Source organism: Nocardiopsis sp. TRM 82005, assembly GCF_056312425.1.
The window spans coordinates 98,434-113,837 of the sequence record NZ_JBWDTQ010000026.1; the positions used below are offsets into that span (position 1 = coordinate 98,434).

A 15,404-nucleotide genomic window follows, 5' to 3' on the forward strand; every position below is an offset into this window, starting at 1 on the left:
GGACATACGGCCAACCACGGCCCGTGCGCCCCGGGAGTGGTGCTCCTCACCTCGGCCGGCTGCCACCGTCTCCCTCGCCCGCAGGCCACCCGGTTTCGGCCCGGGAGCACGCTCACGTCTACCATCGCGTGCAAGGTAAACGTCACGATTATGTATCCGCATGGTCTAAGTTGGGCCAGGACATCGGATCTTCCCGACATGGACGACAAGGGGGCCCTCGTCGTGAGCGTTCAGCAATGGATAACGATCGGCATCGCCGTCACCATCGCGGTGCTGCTGGTCTTCGCCGCGCGCTGGGTGCTCAAGCACAAGCTGGGCAGGGTCTGGCGGGTGTCCCAGTACGTGGTCGCGCGTACGACCTACACGGCCTACGGCGCGGCCGCCATACTCGGTGTGAACCTGGCCCTGCCCAACCCGGGCAACGACCCGAATGAGGTGGACTGGAGCACGTTCCGGACCATCGACCACGCGATGAGCATCCTCATGATCGCGACGCTGACGGCGCTGGGCATCAGCCTTGCCCACGCCGCCACGGACATGGTCCTGGCCCGCCTGTCGGCCGCCAACGGCGACGCCGACCGCAAGGCCCGGCGCCTACAGACCCAGGTGCGGCTGCTGCGCAGGGTGATCACCTCGGTCATCGTGGTCCTGGCGATCGCCGCCATCCTGTTCACCTTCGAAGAGGTCCAGGCGCTCGGCGCCGGGCTGCTGGCCTCGGCGGGTGTCATCGGCATCGTCGCCGGTGTGGCCGCCCAGTCCACCCTGGGCAACCTCTTCGCCGGGTTGCAGCTGGCCTTCAGCGACGCCCTGCGCATCGGTGACGTGGTCGTGGTCGAAGGCGAGTGGGGCCGTGTCGAGGAGCTCAGCCTGGTCAACGTCACCATCAAGATCTGGGACGAGCGCCGCCTGGTGGTACCGGTCGTCAACTTCACCACGACCAGCTTCGAGAACTGGACCAAGCAGAGCACGGCGATCACCGCCAAGGTGGTACTGCCGCTGGACTGGGAGGTTCCGATCGCGGAGCTGCGCGAGGAGACCGGGCGCCTGATCACCTCCAGCAAGAGCTGGGACGGGCGCAGCTGGTCCTGCCAGGTCGTGGACATCACCGAGACCGGCGGTGTGATGGTGCGGGTGGTGGCCACCGCCGCCGACACCGGCGCCCAGTGGGACATCGCCTGCGAGATCCGCGAACACATGATCGGCTGGCTGGTCGCCAACTACCCCGAGTCCCTGCCGCGCGACCGCACCCAGTTCCTCGCAGCGGACGAGAGCGAGGCCTCCTACGCCTCCCAGTTCCCGACCTCGGCGTTTCGGCACCGCGAGCCCAGCGGCGTCACCGGTCCTCCCGGGGGCGACCCCGGCGAGGCCTGAACCCTCTTCGGCCCATGACACGAACGGCGCCCGGAGCGAGCTGCTCCGGGCGCCGTTCGTGTGGGCGCGGGGACGCCGTCCCCGCGCCTGGTCCCTCAGGATTCGGAAGCCGACTCCAGGATGATGTCGGTGCCGTCGATGGTGACGACGAACGACTCCAGCGGCTCCTGAGCCGGTCCGGTCACCGGCTCACCGGAGGAGATGTCGAACTCGCTGCCGTGGCAGAGGCAGCGGATGACCTCCTCCACCTCCTGGACGGTGCAGCCCCCGTGTGTGCACGCGGCGCCGAACGCCCGGTAGTCGTCCTTCTCCGGCTGGGTGACGACCAGCTTGCTGTCGCTGAAGACGGCCCCCGCGCCCTCGGGGACGTCGGTGGTCTGGCCGACCACCTGGCCGTACCGGGCCTCCTGAGGCTTGGGCCCCTCGCCGCCACAGGCGCTCGCGGCCGTGACGGCCGCGGCCGCCCCCGCCGTTCCGAGCAGTCGACGCCTGCTCATCCCGCACCCACACGTCCTCTTACCGGCCACGACCAAACGCTCCTCACCTGCGCCGAAATATCACTACACAATGTAGTAGCTGCGTTGGGGTGCCCGGTGCCGGGGTGGCCGGAAACCCTAGCCCCGCGGCGGAGGCGGCGTGGACCGGAGGCCCTGCTCCGGGGCGTGGGCTCCCACGTCGAGAACCACCGTCCCGGCGATCTTGTCGTGCAGTCCCTGCCGGTTGGGTTTGTTCCAGGCCGCCATACCACCGGTGAGCAGGGCCGTCACGGCCACCAGCACCCACCAGAACCAACCGAAGGAGAAGAGCAGCAGGAAGGGCAGGGCCAGCAACGCGGCGCGCACGGCCAGGGCCGGCAGCGGCAGCGGCCCCAGACGTCCGGTCCCGGCCGCCGGGGCGATACGCAGGCCCACTTTGCGCTTGCCCAGGGTCTGCTGCCAGCGGGAGAGGGCGAGGGTCTCGTAACCGGTGTAGAGCAGGAAGAAGGTCACCGACAGGAAGAGCGGGTACCGCTGGCCGATGTCGTCGGTGTCACCGAGACCGAGTTCCTGCACGCCGACCCAGGCCAGGGAGAGCACGAGGGCCAGCAGCAGCGCGGGCAGGGCGACCAGGACCAGGTCGATGACACGTGCGTGGACGCGGATCCTTCGGCTGGCCAGCGGATAGAGCCGCTCCACGGGCTCGGGGCCGGAGGGTCCGCCCGCTCCGGAGGCGGCGCCGTGGGGCGGGCGCGTCCGCCACGGACGCGGCTGGTCTTCCGGCGGCCTACCCCTGCCGTGGCCGGGAGGAGGAGCGTTCATGGCGGTGGCCGACCTCCAGGGCGGTTCGTCGGGGGCGGTCGCGCGGGGCTGTGCTCCACCGGCTGCCGCACACGGCGGATGACCGCCCAGCGAGCGCACCGGCACGTCCGAGCCTACTCACCCGGGACATATGCCTTGACCGCGCCAACCCGCTGTGGCCCGGAACGAACGTGCTTGACGCGAGGGGCCCGCCCCGCACCGGCTCCCGGTGCGCGACGGGCCCCGACGGCTCTGGGCCGCTAGAGCATCTTGGCCAGGAACTGCCCGGTGTAGGAGTCTGCGACCGCCGCGACCTCCTCGGGGGTGCCCTCCGCGACGACCCTGCCGCCACCGGAGCCACCCTCGGGACCCATGTCGATGACGTGGTCGGCGGTCTTGATGACGTCGAGGTTGTGCTCGATGATGATCACCGTGTTACCGGTGTCGGTCAACCGGTTGAGCACTCCCAGCAGTTTGCGGATGTCCTCGAAGTGCAGGCCGGTGGTGGGCTCGTCGAGCACGTACACCGTCCGCCCGGTGGACCGGCGCTGCAGCTCGGAGGCGAGCTTGACCCGCTGCGCCTCGCCGCCGGAGAGCGTGGTGGCGGGCTGGCCCAGCCGCACGTACCCCAGACCGACGTCCACCAGGGTCTGTAGATGGCGGCGGATGGCGTTGATCGGCTCGAAGAACTCCAGCGCCTCGGAGATGGGCATGTTGAGCACCTCGGAGATGTTCTTGCCCTTGTACCGGACCTGGAGGGTCTCCCGGTTGTACCGGGCGCCGTGGCACACCTCGCAGGGCACGTAGACGTCGGGCAGGAACTGCATCTCGATCTTGAGCGTGCCGTCTCCGGCGCAGGCCTCGCAGCGGCCGCCCTTGACGTTGAAGGAGAAACGGCCCGGCATGTAGCCGCGGGTCTTGGCGTCGGTGGTCTGCGCGAACAGCTTGCGGACGTGGTCGAAGACACCGGAGTAGGTGGCCGGGTTGGAGCGCGGGGTCCGCCCGATGGGGCTCTGGTCCACGTGCACGACCTTGTCGACCCTGTTCATGCCGTTGACCCGCAGGTGGCGTCCGGGCACGTTGCGCGCGCCGTTGAGCTCCTTGGCCAGCGCCTTGTACAGGATCTCGTTGACCAGGGTGGACTTGCCCGAGCCGGACACGCCGGTGACGGCGGTGAGGACCCCCAGCGGGAAGGTGACGTCGACGCCGCCGAGGTTGTTCTCGCGGGCTCCCCTGACCACCATCTCGTGTCCGCGGGTGAGGGGGCGTCGGGTTCCGGGCACCTCGATACTGCGCCGTCCGGCCAGGTAGTCACCGGTCAGCGACTCGGAGGAGGTGAGCAGCTCGTCCACGATCCCCGAGACCACGACGTGGCCGCCGTGCTCGCCCGCGCCGGGGCCGATGTCGACCACCCAGTCGGCGGCGCGGATGGTGTCCTCGTCGTGTTCGACGACGATGAGCGTGTTACCGATGTCCCGCAGACGTTGCAGGGTCTCCATCAGGCGGGCGTTGTCGCGCTGGTGCAGGCCGATGGAGGGCTCGTCCAACACGTAGAGCACGCCCACCAGGCCGGAGCCGATCTGGGTCGCCAGGCGGATGCGCTGGGCCTCACCGCCGGAGAGCGAACCGGAGGAGCGGGCCAGGCTCAGGTAGTCCAGTCCCACGTCGAGCAGGAAGCCCATACGGGCGTTGATCTCCTTGAGTACCTGGGCGGCGATGACCATGTCGCGGTCGGAGAGCTGGAGGCCGGCCAGGAAGGCGGCGCTCTCGCTGAGCGGCATCTCGGCGACCTCGGCGATGGACATGCCGCCCACGGTCACGGCCAGCATGACCGGCTTGAGGCGGCTCCCCCCACAGGTGGGGCAGGGCACCGTGCGCATGTACCCCTCCAGCCGCTCGCGGCCGTAGTCGCTCTCGGTCTCGGAGTGGCGGCGCTTGACCCAGGGGATGACGCCCTCGAACTCGGTGTAGTAGGAGCGGTGGCGCCCGTACCGGTTGCGGTAGGAGACGTGCACCTGGGTGGCGTGCCCCTCCAGCAGGGCCTTGCGGGCGCGGCGCGGCAGCTTCTCCCAAGGGGTGTCCAGGTCGAAGCCCACGGCCTCGCCCACCGCCTTGAGGATGCGCTCCCAGTAGCCGCTGTTGGGCCCGCTCGACCAGGGGCCGATGGCGCCCTCGGCCAGGGTCCTCTCCGGGTCGGGGACCAGCAGGTCGGGGTCGACCTCCAAGCGGGTTCCCAGGCCCGCGCAGTCGGGGCAGGCACCGTAGGGGGCGTTGAAGGAGAAGGAGCGCGGTTCGAGCTGTTCGAAGGACAGGTCGTCGTAGGGGCAGTACAGGTGCTCGGAGAAGACCTTCTCGCGTTCGGAGTCATCGGCGTCCACGTCCACGAAGTCCAGGACGATGGTGCCCCCGGCCAGTTTGAGGGCCGTCTCGACGGAGTCGGTCAGGCGCCCGCGCGCGGAGGGCTTGACGGTGAGGCGGTCCACGACCACGGCGATGTCGTGCTTGTCGTAGCGGCCCAGCTTGGGCGCCTCGTCCAGGCGGACGGCCCGCCCGTCCACGACGGCCCGGGTGTAGCCCTTGGACTGCAGGTCCTTGAAGAGTTCGACGTACTCGCCCTTGCGCCCGCGCACGACGGGGGCGAGTACCTGGAAGCGGGTACCCTCCTCCATCTCCAGGACGCGGTCCACGATCTGCTGGGGTGTCTGCCGGGCGATCTCGCGGTGGCACTCCGGACAGTGCGGAACGCCCACACGCGCCCACAGCAGGCGCAGGTAGTCGTAGACCTCGGTGATGGTGCCGACGGTGGAGCGCGGGTTGCGGCTGGTGGACTTCTGGTCGATGGACACCGCCGGCGACAGGCCCTCGATGAAGTCCACGTCCGGCTTGTCCATCTGGCCCAGGAACTGGCGGGCGTAGGCCGACAGGGACTCGACGTAGCGGCGCTGTCCCTCGGCGAAGATCGTGTCGAAGGCCAGCGACGACTTGCCCGAGCCGGACAGGCCGGTGAACACGATCAGGGAGTCGCGCGGCAGGTCCAGCGAGACGTCCTTGAGGTTGTGCTCGCGGGCTCCCCGGACTACCAGTTGTTCGACCATCGAGTGAGACATCCTTCGGCATTGGCGCACAGGACGCGGCCCCGTCACGTGACGTCGGCTGACCCGTGTGTGACTTCGCGGTATGGCGGTCGAAGGCCTCCCGGCGACCGCCTCGGCCTCGGAGGCGGGCCGCTGAGGGGGATGTGGGGGGAGGCGCACGGCTCCCCGTTCAGACTAACGACCGCCGACGACGGTTTCTTCCACCTCGCAAAAGTGGTGGCACCCCGGCGCCGGAGCGCCAGAGTGCCACCACTATAGACGAACGGTTGTTCGAAACCAGCCGTTTCTCGGGATGTCGCACGGAGCGGACTCGACCGTCCGCCCGGTATCAGGAGCGATCAGCCGTGGAGTCCTTTTCGACCTTCGCCGCGGCGTCGTTGCGGTCGTCCAGCCGGGACTTGAGCAGGCTGCCGATGATGGTGACCGCCATGATGCCGACGATGACGGTCAACGACAGGCCGATACCGACCTCGGGCACGTGTACGCCGTTCTCGTGCAGGGCGTGCAGGATCATCTTCGCGCCGATGAAGACCATGATCGCCGACAGGCCCCAGCTGATGTAGGCCAGGCGGTCCATCAGACCGGCCAGCAGGAAGTACAGCTGGCGCAGGCCCAGCAAGGCGAACGCGTTGGCGGTGAAGACGATGTAGGCGTCCTGGGTCAGGCCGAAGATCGCCGGGATGGAGTCGACGGCGAAGACCAGGTCGATGACACCGATGGCGACGATGACCAGCAGCATCGGCGTGACGTGGCGCTTGCCGTCGATGTTCGCGGTGAGCTTGGCACCGTGGTAGTCACTGCTCACCGGCCAGAAGCGCTTGACCAGCCGCACCACCGGGGTCTGCGTGAAGTCCTTGTCCTCCTCGTCGTCCTTCACGTGGTCACGGACGATCTTGTAACCGGTGTAGATGAGGAAGGCGCCGAACAGGTAGAAGACCTCGCTCCAGGCGTTGATCACCTGGGCACCGAGGACGATGAAGATACCGCGCATGACCAGCGCGATCACGATGCCGACGAGCAGAACCTCGTGCTGGTACTTCTTGGGCACCGCGAAGGAGCCCATCAGCAGGTAGAACACGAAGAGGTTGTCTATGCTCAGGCTCTTCTCGGTGACGAACCCGGCGAAGTACTCGGCCCCGACGGCCCCGCCGCCGAAGTACCAGACACCGAAACCGAACACGATCGCGATGCCGATATAGAAGACCGCCCACCAGGCGGCCTGCTTCATGCCGAACTCCTGGGGACCCTTCTTCTTGTTCCAGGGATGGTCCACGATGGCGAGGTCGATCACCAGGATGATGATCATGGCGCCGATGGTGGCACCCCACACCCACAAGGGAACGTTCACGGGCGGTCTCTCCTCCGGTCAGTGCGCGCGAGCCGTGTGCACGCACGTCGAACTACCGGAGGTCTCTCCCGCTCACACAGTGGTGCTGTGAGCCGACGGCACCGGGAGAACGACTCTGTACTCCGTGATGACGACACCGCCGCGACAGGGATACTCCCCTCACGTGTCAGGCCAGGATACCGGTGAATCGCAGTGAGCCGCGCACACCGGACCGAGAGTAAGGATGTCATCAAAACCCTCGCGGCGGAAGTCGCGGCGGCGATGGTCTTCACCTCACCCGGGCGATACCCGCACCACTCCCGCGAGCCACGGGGCCAAGCGGGCCGGGACCGGTGGCCAAGGGCCCGAACCGGGCCCCTCCCCCGTGCGCCCCGGTTCAACACCGCAGCACTGACTTGTACACCCCGGTCGCCGCCTCCACCGCGTCCTCCTCGGTCGGCAGGGACTTGGCCGCCTCGCGCGAGCGCGCCCGCATGTCCTCGGCCAGCGCGGGATCGTCCAGCACCCGTCCCACCCCGGCCGCGAACGCCGCGGGATCCCCCGGAGGCACCATCAGGACCGTCCCCTCGTACAGGTCCGGGATACCGCCGACCCGGGTGGCCACCACGGGCAGCCCCGCGCGCAGCGCCTCCATGATCACCAGGGACGGACCCTCCCACTGGCTGGTGAGGCAGAACACGTCCGCGGCCGCCAGCAGGTCCGCCACGTCCGAGCGGTACCCCAGCATACGCACGTCGGCGCGCATCTCCGCGGCCGTGTCGTGCAAGCGCCCCCACAGGGGTCCGTCCCCGGCGATGGCCACCACGGGCTCGGGCCTGCGGTCGGTGATGGCGGGCGCCGCGTCCAACAGCATGTCCAGCCCCTTCTGCTCGGCCAGACGGGCGACGGTCAACAGCAGCGGCCGCTCCGGCCGCACCGCCAGATCGGCCCGTGTGGCCTCGCGCCCGTTCAGCGGCGTACCGGTCTCGGGCGCGGCCACCACCGCCAGCCGGGCGTCCCGGGCCCCGGCGGCGCGCAGCCGCCGCACCAGGTCTCCGGACACTCCCAGCACCGCGTCCGCACGAGTGGCCACCACCCGTTCCAGCATCGGGTAGGCCGCCGCCAGGGGCCCCCGGAGCAGCGGCGGCGCGTTGTGCGCGGTCACCACCAGCGGCGCGGCACCCGCCAGCGCGCACAGGGCACCGGCCCTCAGCCCGTGGGCGTGAACCACGTCCGCGCCCCCGGTCAGAGCGCGCAGCCGCAGCACGGCGCCAGGATCGCTCAGGGAGGGAACCGCGCCGATCCGGACCGGGGAGAACCGCAGCCCCGCCGAGGTGAAGCCGAACTCGCGCTCGGCCGAAGCCGGGCCGAGCACCGCCACCCGGTGGCCACGCGCGCGCAGGCCCGCGCCCAGCGAGCGCACGTGGCGCCCCACCCCTCCACTGCTGGTCCCCACGACCAGCGCGATCCTGCTGTTCACCGTTTCCCCCTCCTGTGTCCGAGTACGGTCCTGGCCCGATCAGCGATCGCACGCACCGCCGGGCGGTCCACCGTCGCGGCGACGACCGCGTAGGCCGCCAGCCCCGCCGAGCCCGCCACCGCGGCGGCCATCACCGTCGTCCACATGCCCTCCACGGGCAGGGCCGCGGCCACCGAGCGGCCCACGGCCCACCCGACCACACCGCCGAGCACCGCGGCCACCACCGAGCGCGCCACCCCGGCCAGCGCGTCGGGCCCGTGCGTGCGTGCCACCCCGGCGCACAGCAGGACGGCGGCCAGGGTCAGTCCAACGGTGCTGGCCGCGCCAAGACCCGCGATGGCCCACCCCGGGGGCAGCGCCCACACCAGCGACACCGCGCACGCCATCACCACCAGCCACCCCACCACCTGGGCGGTGGCGGCCCGGCGGCCGTGGTGCGAGGCGTACAGGGCCCGGCTGAGCAGAGCGACCAGGCCGAACCCGACCACCCCAGGCGCGTAGGCGAGCAGGGCGCGCTCCAGGGTCAGCGGGTCCTGCTGGGCGAAGACCAGGGCCACCGGGCCCGCGGCGGCGGCCAGTGCGGTGCCCACCGCGGCGGTGATCACCACACAAGCGCGTGCGCTGCCCGACACCAGGGAGGCGAACCCCCTCTGGTCGTGTTCGGCGTGCGCCACCGCCAGCGCGGTGAACGCGCTGGTGGCGATGGGAACCGCGATCACCCCGTAGGGCAGGGTGAACAGCGCCCAGGCGTAGGCGTAGAGCACGGCCGCGCCCGCGCCGCCTCCCCAGTTGGCCAGGGCCACCGCCAGAAGCAGGCACACCTGCATGGCTACCAGCGGCAGCAGGGAGGCCACCGCGAGCGCACGCACCCGCTCCCCCACCCCCGTCGGGAAGGTCAGGCGTGGCCGGGGTCGCACTCGCAACCGCCCGGCGGGGCCCAGGACCGTGAGGAAGAGCGCGGCCACCCCGGCGGTGGTGCCCAGGGACAGGGTGAGCTCAGCCGCCAGCGGCAGGCCCGCGACATCCTGGCGGTGGCCGGCGCCCAGCGGCACGAAAGCCAGGTACGCGGCGATGACCACGAGGCTGGACACCAGCGGGGCCAGGGCCGGCGCCAGGAACCGGCGGTGTGCATGAAGAACGCCGTAGAGCACGGCGGCCAGGCCGTAGAGCACGATCTGGGGGGCGAAGACCACGAGCATGCGTGCCGCGAGCGAGAGCAGCTCGCCCCGGTCGCAGCCGGTGCCCGCGCCGAGCATCAGCGACATCGCCGGGACGGAGGCCAGGGCGAGCAGCGCGGACAGGGGCACCGCCAGCAACAGCACCCAGGTGATGAGGGCCGAGGCGGTGTGACGTACCTGCTCGTGGTCGCCGCGCTGGATGGCGGCGGCCAGGACGGGAACGACCACGGCGGTGAGCGCTCCGCCGATGACGATCTCGAACAGGACGGCGGGCAGCTGGTTGGCGGTGACGTAGGCGGTGCCCAGACAGGTGTCGCCGACGGTCTGGGAGAACACCACGGTGCGCCCGAACCCCGCCAGGCGGGCCCCCACCGTGACCACCGCGATGAGCGCCGCCGCCGTTCCTACCCCGCGCGTCACGCCGTGAACGGTAGGGGGCACCGTGGCCGTCTCACTCGCGCCTGCCCCACCGGTCGAGGCGGCTCAGGGCGGGAACGCGATCGATGACGCGGGAGAAGCTGACGCGCTCGCTTGCCAGGGTCAGGGCCGCCACCCCGCCGAGCAGGGCGACACGCATCGGCCGGGGCGCACCGGCCGCCGCGGCCGAGCCCAGGGCGGCGCCCAGGGCGTTGGCGCCCGCGTCACCGAGCATGCAGCGCTCGGCGAGCTCGTCGGGCAACAGCACCGCCGAGGCGCCCGCGACGGGGCCGAGCAGCGGTGCCGCCGGGGATGCCAGGGCCGGGGCGGCGGCGAGCAGGGCGACCTTGGCGGCACGTCCGGGGCGCAGGTCGAACAGGTTGATCAGGTTGGCGCTGGCGGCGATGAGTGCCCCGTCCAGGACGGTGTCCAGAGGGGAGCGTCCCAGCAGACGTGCGGCGGCGACCCCGGTGGCGCCGATACCCGCCATCTTGACCATCCCGGTGGTGACCCTGCCTCGCGCGAGCGCGCCCAGGTGTCCGCGCAGCCCGCGTGCCCGTGCCGAGCCCGCCAGGTCGTCGTAGACGCCGAAGGCGGCGGCGCCCGCCGCGGCCAGCGTGGAGGCGGCGCGCACGCGCGGGGACGGCCCGGGTACGAGGGCGGTGGCCGCGCACACCCCGCAGGCCAGGGCGGTGCCCTGGTGGAGGGTGACGGTACGGCCGCGGAAGTTGGTGCGCTGCCAGGGGCCGGGGGCCGCGGGCCGAGGGGCCGCCGGGGCGGTGCGGCGGGCCGCGGACCGCCCTACACCGCCGCCGGCGGCGGGGCGGCGGGTGAGCAGGGCGTAGGCGGTGGAGGCCGCGGCGGCACCGGCCAGGGCGCCCGCCAGCCCCTGGGACAGGAGACGCGTGCAGGAGAGGGTGGAGCGGGGGACGGGGACCGTCATCGGTGTCACTCCCCGTTCCGGGTGGTACGGCGGACCTCGTTGGTGCTGTCGCCGTCGACGTCCGTGCTCTGGCTGTCCGTGCCGTCCTCGGATGAGTCCTCGTCGGAGGAACTGAGCCGGTCGGGCAGTGGATCGGGCAGGAAGCCGCGGACCCCCTCACCGATGCCGTAGGCTCCCCCGTCCTCCTCCAGGTTCTCGGCCAGGGCCAGGATCGCGATGACCTCGCCCATGGGGCGTCCGGCCACGTCCACGGTGGCGAACGCCGACTCCTGTGCCCGAGCCTGCGCGAGCATCCCGTCGCCCCGCGCGGAGGCTCCGTCACCCGCCACGACGGCGGCGCCGACCTCCTCGTGCAGGGCCGCGGTGAGTGCGCTCAGGACGGCGTTGGCCGTCTCGCGCTCGTCCCCACCGGACGAGGCCCCGGCCGCGGGAGCGACGACCAGCACGGCGTCCGAGGCTTCGACGGGATCGTCCTCGACCGTGATCAGACCGCCCTCGGAGAAGGCGTTCAGGACGGCTTCCGGGTCGTAGTCGCCCTCCCCGTCACCGCTCCGCCCATCGCTGCTCCCGTCGCCGGACTCGGACTCGGAGGCCTCATCGGTTCCGGCGTCCTCCTCGGAGCCATCCCCGGCCGCAGCCTCCTCGTCCCCGGGCCCCGAGCCGTCCTCGGCGCCGGTGTCCTCGTCCTCCTCGGTGACGGCCAGGGCACGGCCGATCGCGGTACCCGCCTTCTGGTAGGGGCCGCCGGTGAGGTCGTCGGGCTCGTGGGCGATTTGCAGGGACAGTTCGTCGACGAACGTGGCGTTGCCGCCCTCCAGGAACGCCCCGGTGATCTGGACCCGGCCGACGACCTCGCCCCCGGCCTCCTCCACCCGCCGGGTCAGGGCCTTGGCCATCTCCTTGCCGGCACCGGGCGCGGTCACCACGGTCACGCCCAGATCGGCCAGGCGGTCGTCGAGCATGTCCTCCGACACCGCCTCGGCCATCTCGTCGGCACCGGCGTTGACCTTGTCCGCGACGTCGCGCTCGGCGCGCAGCTCGTCGGTCTGGCCGCGCAGGTCGGCGGTCTCGGACTGCAAGGTATTGAGCAGCGGGTCCTGGAGCATGGTGGTCCCCAGGACGAGCCCCACGGTGAGCGCGAGGAACACCGCGATGATGGACACGAGGTGGTAGCGGAAATCGATCACGTCAGCAGCCCTGTCAGCCAGTAGGAGAACGCGTCCCAGCGCGCCGCGAGAAAGGTGAGGTAGACCTGGCCCGCCGGCGAACTGTAGGCGGCGACCACGATGGTGAGCAGGCAGGCGGCGACCAGCCCGAGCAGCGCCCAAGGAGAGATGCGCGAGCGGTACAGACGACTGACGCCCTTGGCGTCGACGAGCTTTCCGCCCACCCGTAGGCGGGTCAGGAAGGTGCTGGCCATCCCCGAGCGGCCCTTGTCGAGGAACTCCTCCAAGGTGGCGTGGGTACCCACAGCGACGATGAGCGCGGAGCCCGAGCCGTCGGCGAGCATCATCGCCACGTCCTCGCTGGTACCGGTCGCGGGGAAGACGACGGCGTTGTACCCCAGGTCGGTGAGTCTGGGCAGGCCCGGCGCACGGCCGTCCCGGTAGGCGTGCACGACCAGTTCGGCCCCGCTGGCGAGCGCCTGGTCGGACACCGAGTCGAAGTCGCCGACGATGATGTCGGGCCGGTAACCGGCCTCCATGACCGCGTCCGCCCCGCCGTCCACGGCGATGATGATCGGACGGAACTCCCGGATGTAGGGCCGCAGGGCGGCGATGTCCTCACGGTAGTGGTAGCCGCGGACCACGATGAGGACGTGGCGGCCCTCCATGTCGGTCTCGATGGCGGGGATGCCGATACCGTCCAGGAGCAGGTCGCGCTCGTGCTGGAGATAGGCCATGGTGTTGGCCGCGAAGGCCTCCAGTTGGATGGAGAGCCCGGCGCGGGCCTCGGCCATCGCGGCGCTGACGGTCACGGTGTCCTGGAGGGTGCCGCGGGCGACGACCTCGTCGCCGCGGTACAGGGTGGCGCCCTCCAGCCGGAGCCGCTCCCCGTCGCAGACCCGGGTGAACACCTCCGGGTCGACGTCGTCGACCAGGGGGATGCCCGCCTCGACGATCATCTCCGGTCCCTGGTTGGGATAGCGGCCGCTGATACTCGTGGCGACGTTGACCACCGCGGACACGCCGCAGCCCACCAGGGCCTCGGCGCTGACGCGGTCCAGGTCGACATGGTCGATGACCGCGATGTCGCCCGGTCGCAGGCGTTTGGTCAGGTTCTTGGTGCGCCGGTCCGAGCGGACGGGCGCGACCAGCCCTGTGGGAGCGTCCGCCCGGGTGCGGCGGAACCGCATGACTGTGGCGCTGAGCGCATCCGATACCTTCATCGCTGGCATACTGTCAGAACTCTACTGCGGAGAGTTATCACAGCTGTGAGATCGGCGTGTTCAGGGTCAAAGCCGTCGCCTCCGCCCCAGAACGGGATGTTGACGACGGCCTTGCCTCAGGCCCTACCCCGAAAAGGCCACCGGTCACACGGCCATGGCGAACAGCAGCCGCGCTCCAGGTCAGGCGGCCGGGTAGGCACGCTCCGGGGCGGCGTTGGCGAGCAGTTCCTCAGCGTGCGCGCGACCCAGCTCGGAGTCCTCCAGACCCGCCAGCATCCGTGACAGCTCGCGGACACGACCCGCACGGTCCAGCCGCACCACACCGCTCTCGGTGACCAGCCCCTCGGTGGACTTCTCCACCACCAGGTGGGCGTCGGCGAAAGCCGCGACCTGCGGCAGGTGGGTGACCACGATGACCTGGGCGCGCTGGGCCAGGCGGGCGAGACGGCGACCGATCTCCACCGCGGCCTTGCCGCCCACGCCCGCGTCGACCTCGTCGAAGACGAAGGTGGGCACCGGGTCGGCTCCGGCGAAGACCACCTCGATGGCCAGCATCACACGCGAGAGCTCACCGCCGGAGGCGCCCTTGTTCAGGGCCAGCGGCGGGGAGCTGGGGTGCGGGGCCAGCAGCAGCTCGACCTCGTCGCGGCCGTGCGGGCCGAACTCCTCGCCCGTGGTGATCCGCACGCTCACGCGGGCGTGTGGCATGGCCAGCGCGGTCAGCTCCTCTGTGACCGCGTCACCGAAGCGCTCGGCGGCCTCGGTGCGGACGCGGGTCAGCTCGACGGCGTTCTGGTCCATGCGCTCACGCAGCTCGTCGACCTCGGCGCGCAGCTCGTCGATGCGCTCGTCGTCACCCTCCAGGTCGGTCAGCCGCTTGCCCGCGTTCTCGGCCCAGGCCAGCACCTCGTCGGTGGTCCCGCCGTACTTGCGCGAGAGCGAGGTGAGCAGTGCGCGGCGCTCCTGAACCTCCGCCAGGCGGGCGGGGTCGGCGTCCACCGACTCGGCGTAGGAGGCCAGCTCGGTGGCGGCATCGGCGAGAATGTAGGACGCCTCGTCCAGGCGGCCGCCGATCGCGGCCAGATCGGGGTCGTGCTCGCGTACCGCCGTCACGGCCTGCCGGGCCGCCGCGAGCAGGGCGGCCACGTCGATCTCCACGTCCGAGGCGGGGTCTCCGGCCAGCGCCTCGTGCGCGGTGGTGGCCGCCACGCGCAGGCTGTCGGCGTGCGCCAGCCGCGTCTCCTCGGCCAGAAGTTCGGCGTCCTCGCCCGGCAGGGGCTCGGCCGCGGCGATCTCCTCCACCCCGAACCGGAGCATGTCGGCTTCCTGGGTGCGCTCACGCGCCCGCCGCACCAGCTCCTCCAGATCCGCCGACACCTCGCGGTGGCGCCGGTAGGCCACCGTGTACTGCTTGAGAAGCTTCGACAGCTGGTCGCCGGCGAAGCGGTCCAGGGAGGAGCGCTGCCGGTCGGTGCGCAACAGGCGCTGTTGGTCGGACTGGCCGTGTACCGCCACCAGATCGTCGGCGAGGTAGGCGAGCAGGCTCACCGGAGCGGACCTGCCGCCCATGGTGGCGCGTGAACGGCCCTCGGCCGACACCGCGCGCGTGAGGATGAGGACGTCGTCGTCGATGTCGCCGCCGGCCTCCAGCACCCGGGCGGCCACCCGGCCTTCGGAGGGCACGGTCAGCCTTCCCTCCACCACGGCCCTGGGCGCGCCCGGGCGTACGCGCTGGGGGTCGGCACGGCCGCCGAAGAGCAGTCCGAGCCCGGTGACGACCATGGTCTTTCCCGCGCCGGTCTCACCGGTGACGACGGTCAGCCCCGGTGACAACTCCAAAACGGCGTCGTCAATGACCCCGAGTCCCTGGATACGGACTTCTTCGAGCACCGATCCCTCTCCTGTAGTTGACGCCACTCCTCCACGC

The 15,404-nt window shown here is 71.1% G+C and carries 11 protein-coding genes; 1 reads left to right on the forward strand and 10 read right to left on the reverse strand.

From position 1 onward, the window contains the following. Positions 1 to 222 precede the first annotated feature (222 nt). The gene (locus tag AC0T5L_RS20910; RefSeq protein ID WP_476167151.1) at positions 223 to 1,371 is read left to right on the forward strand and encodes a mechanosensitive ion channel family protein; all 1,149 of its coding nucleotides are present in this window, start codon (positions 223 to 225) and stop codon (positions 1,369 to 1,371) included. Between the two features lie 95 nt (positions 1,372 to 1,466). On the opposite strand, the gene AC0T5L_RS20915 is transcribed toward AC0T5L_RS20910, so the two are convergent. The 10 genes from AC0T5L_RS20915 to recN form a co-directional block, all read right to left on the reverse strand. Further along, complete coding sequence (locus AC0T5L_RS20915) at positions 1,467 to 1,868, reverse strand: Rieske (2Fe-2S) protein (RefSeq protein WP_476167152.1); 402 nt, start codon at positions 1,866 to 1,868, stop codon at positions 1,467 to 1,469. Between the two features lie 117 nt (positions 1,869 to 1,985). Further along, entirely contained in the window at positions 1,986 to 2,669 is a 684-nt protein-coding gene (locus AC0T5L_RS20920; RefSeq protein WP_476167153.1) for an RDD family protein, read from the reverse strand. A gap of 239 nt (positions 2,670 to 2,908) precedes the next feature. Further along, positions 2,909 to 5,743 (reverse strand): excinuclease ABC subunit UvrA, encoded by a 2,835-nt coding sequence (gene uvrA / locus AC0T5L_RS20925; RefSeq protein ID WP_476167154.1) that lies wholly within the window; start codon positions 5,741 to 5,743, stop codon positions 2,909 to 2,911. 328 nt (positions 5,744 to 6,071) lie between these two features. Beyond that, positions 6,072 to 7,091: a TerC family protein gene (locus tag AC0T5L_RS20930; RefSeq protein WP_476167155.1), complete on the reverse strand. Its 1,020-nt coding sequence runs from the start codon at positions 7,089 to 7,091 to the stop codon at positions 6,072 to 6,074. Between the two features lie 376 nt (positions 7,092 to 7,467). Further along, entirely contained in the window at positions 7,468 to 8,550 is a 1,083-nt protein-coding gene (locus AC0T5L_RS20935; protein WP_476167156.1) for a glycosyltransferase family 4 protein, read from the reverse strand. Continuing rightward, complete coding sequence (gene murJ / locus AC0T5L_RS20940; RefSeq protein WP_476167157.1) at positions 8,547 to 10,148, reverse strand: murein biosynthesis integral membrane protein MurJ; 1,602 nt, start codon at positions 10,146 to 10,148, stop codon at positions 8,547 to 8,549. The genes AC0T5L_RS20935 and murJ overlap by 4 nt, the downstream gene beginning before the upstream one ends. 31 nt (positions 10,149 to 10,179) lie before the next feature. Next, complete coding sequence (locus AC0T5L_RS20945; RefSeq protein ID WP_476167158.1) at positions 10,180 to 11,088, reverse strand: hypothetical protein; 909 nt, start codon at positions 11,086 to 11,088, stop codon at positions 10,180 to 10,182. 5 nt (positions 11,089 to 11,093) lie between these two features. Then, the gene (locus tag AC0T5L_RS20950; protein ID WP_476167159.1) at positions 11,094 to 12,275 is read right to left on the reverse strand and encodes a copper transporter; all 1,182 of its coding nucleotides are present in this window, start codon (positions 12,273 to 12,275) and stop codon (positions 11,094 to 11,096) included. Then, entirely contained in the window at positions 12,272 to 13,444 is a 1,173-nt protein-coding gene (gene steA, locus AC0T5L_RS20955; RefSeq protein ID WP_476167176.1) for a putative cytokinetic ring protein SteA, read from the reverse strand. Before steA ends, AC0T5L_RS20950 begins: the two co-directional genes overlap by 4 nt. 213 nt (positions 13,445 to 13,657) lie before the next feature. Continuing rightward, on the reverse strand, positions 13,658 to 15,367 hold the full coding sequence (gene recN / locus AC0T5L_RS20960; RefSeq protein WP_476167160.1) for a DNA repair protein RecN: 1,710 nt from the start codon (positions 15,365 to 15,367) through the stop codon (positions 13,658 to 13,660). Positions 15,368 to 15,404: the final 37 nt, after the last annotated feature.

Excerpts from the sequence above, each read along its gene's own strand:
- AC0T5L_RS20945 (WP_476167158.1), bottom strand. The coding sequence starts at position 11,088 with ATGACGGTCCCCGTCCCCCGCTCCACCCTCTCCTGCACGCGTCTCCTG.
- steA (WP_476167176.1), bottom strand. The coding sequence starts at position 13,444 with ATGCGGTTCCGCCGCACCCGGGCGGACGCTCCCACAGGGCTGGTCGCG.
- AC0T5L_RS20920 (WP_476167153.1), bottom strand. The coding sequence starts at position 2,669 with ATGAACGCTCCTCCTCCCGGCCACGGCAGGGGTAGGCCGCCGGAAGAC.
- AC0T5L_RS20915 (WP_476167152.1), bottom strand. The coding sequence starts at position 1,868 with ATGAGCAGGCGTCGACTGCTCGGAACGGCGGGGGCGGCCGCGGCCGTC.
- uvrA (WP_476167154.1), bottom strand. The coding sequence starts at position 5,743 with ATGGTCGAACAACTGGTAGTCCGGGGAGCCCGCGAGCACAACCTCAAG.